The following is a 1,861-nucleotide window of genomic DNA, read 5'->3' as shown; positions in this document are numbered from 1 at the left end:
GAACCTCGGCAACGGCACGGGCCATCCCAGTTTCGTCATGAGCGCCTCATTCACCAACCAGGTTCTCGCCCAGTTGGAACTGTGGCAGGCCCCGGCAGGCAAATACGAAAACAAAGTCTACACATTGCCGAAGCTGCTCGACGAAAAGGTTGCGGCCTTGCACCTCGCCAAGGTCGGCGCGGCGCTGACGAGGCTGACGCCGAAGCAGGCGGAATACATCGGCGCGGCCGGGGTTAACGGGCCATTCAAGCACGACCTCTACCGGTATTGAGAGCGGGCGGAGAGTTCCGCACTAGGCTGAGGAAGCTTGAGGCAAGCGAGCCCAAGTCGCCGCAACCAGGTCATGCTCGGCGAACTCCGAGCATGACGTCAGAAGCTAAAGTCTGCTTTGCGCCCTTCGCTTGGAATTGCGAGGCCGCGCTGACTTAAGAATGTCAGCGCGGCCATAAGACTTGCTAGCCGGCGACCATAACGCGTGCCACGATTTACCCCGAGCGCGATCATCAATAGCATGTCGCGGCCATTCGGCGACCAGCGCCGAACCCAGATCTCGTGGAAGCTGCCGGTCCCATGACTGTTGCCGCCCTCGTTCTTCCGGTGTTTGCCGTAATTCTGAGCGGATGGATCGCCGGGGCCAGTGGTTACCTGCCGCGCTCGCTCTCAGGACCTCTCATACAATTCGCTTACAATGTTGCGATGCCGGCGCTCGTCTTCGTCACCATTGCCGAGGAGAGGCTCGAGGCGTTGCTGGAATGGGGTTTTATCGCTGCATTCGGCGGTGGCTCGCTGCTCTGCTTTGGGCTGGTCTATGCGGCGGCACGGATCTGGTGGCATCGCGGCGCAGGAGCAAGCGCGCTCATCGGGGCGAGCGCGGCAATGACGAATACGGGCTTTGTCGCGCTTCCCGTGCTGTACGCACTCTACGGTGCGCGCGGCGTCCTGGCGGCAGCAGTGGCGACCGTGCTTGTCGCGGTGTTGATGTTTCCGCCGCTCATCTGGTTGTTGGAGCGAGACCGCGACATGGCCAGCGGCCGGCGCGGCTTCGGCGCCTTGATTCGCATGACCCTGGTCAACCCACTGATCGTCTCCACCGTGCTTGGGCTCGGCTGGTCCATTTCGGGCCTGCCCCTCCCCGCGCCGCTCGGCGACTTCGCCCGTATATTCGGGGACACCCTGACAGGCTGCGCACTGTTCTCGATCGGGCTTGGTTTCTCGCTGTCAGGGCTCCGGCACGACTGGCGGGCTACGCTGACGCTGAGTTTCGTGAAGCTCGCCGTAGTGCCCGGGGTGGCATGGATCGTCGCCGGCCTCTGCGGACTAAGCCCGTTTCAGACGCTTGCAGCGGTGATCTGCGCCGGAGTGCCGACGGCAAAGACGGCCTACGTCCTCGCCGGCGAATTCGGTGTGGAGCATGACCTGGTGGCCTCCACCGTTTCGGTGACGACGCTCTTGTCAGTCGTCACGCTATTGGCCTGGCTCTATGTGCTGCAATAAGCGTGCTGGATAGCGGAAGGATGGCTTTCGGCCATTACCGTCCTGGGGCGCAGTGAGTGACGACCGCCGCCAGGGGCGTCTGGTTGATCGCGAGTTCGATCGCGTCCGGGGTCTGCCAGGTCAAAGTCCGGAGCGGACCGAACGCGCTGTCCTTGCGGGGTTGCCCATAGCGCGCAATCAGCCCGTCGCGAAGCTTGGCCACGTCGTCGCCAGTCGCGTTATACATCACGCATGTGAGCCCGCTGCCACGCGTATCGAACATGTAGCCGCCGTCCAGCGTCAGCCCCCCGTCATGGACATCGCCCACCGCGGCGACCTCCCAGTGATCCGCGACATCCCGCTGGCGGTTCGCTGGCGCGATCAGATG

Annotated in this window: 3 protein-coding genes; 2 read left to right on the top strand and 1 reads right to left on the bottom strand. The window is 63.4% G+C overall.

The window, feature by feature from the left end; all coding sequences use genetic code 11:
* Positions 1-271 (top strand): adenosylhomocysteinase (locus tag GSQ83_RS28290; protein ID WP_174246753.1); only part of this gene is annotated, 271 nt, incomplete at its 5' end.
* Between the two features lie 299 nt (positions 272-570).
* A complete protein-coding gene (locus GSQ83_RS28285) occupies positions 571-1,494 on the top strand; it encodes an AEC family transporter (protein ID WP_158806310.1) in 924 nt (307 codons plus the stop codon).
* Between the two features lie 34 nt (positions 1,495-1,528).
* Here the strand turns inward: GSQ83_RS28285 and GSQ83_RS28280 are convergent.
* Positions 1,529-1,861: hypothetical protein (locus GSQ83_RS28280; RefSeq protein ID WP_158806308.1), on the bottom strand; the 333-nt coding region annotated here is incomplete at its 5' end.

It is taken from the genome of Acidisoma sp. L85, from assembly GCF_009765865.1.
GTDB lineage: Bacteria > Pseudomonadota > Alphaproteobacteria > Acetobacterales > Acetobacteraceae > Acidisoma.
This window is presented reverse-complemented; position numbering and strand designations above follow the sequence as displayed.

Excerpts from the sequence above, each read along its gene's own strand:
- GSQ83_RS28285 (WP_158806310.1), top strand. The coding sequence starts at position 571 with ATGACTGTTGCCGCCCTCGTTCTTCCGGTGTTTGCCGTAATTCTGAGC.